A 265-nucleotide genomic window follows, 5' to 3' on the forward strand; every position below is an offset into this window, starting at 1 on the left:
GGTTCCATAAATTCAGAAAAACCCAACAACGCAAAATCTCCAGACTATATTAAGTCTCAGATCCTTGCGCCCAGAATTGACTGGGCTAGTACACTTATCGTTTATATCACTCCGGAAACAAGAAACAGTGAGTGGGTGAACTGGGAAATCGAGCGGGCTCGTGAAAAAGGCAAGACCATCGTCGGTGTTTGGGAGCAAGGATCGAACGGTTGTGAAGTTCCGGAAGCGCTTGATGAGTACGGCGACGCGATCGTAGGCTGGAATG

General features: G+C 48.3%; 1 protein-coding gene. It reads left to right on the forward strand.

Annotation, left to right across the window (positions count from 1 at the left end):
• Positions 1-265: TIR domain-containing protein (locus JI667_RS21580; RefSeq protein WP_206858504.1), on the forward strand; the 265-nt coding region annotated here is incomplete at both ends.

Origin of the sequence: Bacillus sp. NTK074B (assembly GCF_017303375.1) — a bacterium.
Classification (GTDB): domain Bacteria; phylum Bacillota; class Bacilli; order Bacillales; family Bacillaceae_B; genus Rossellomorea.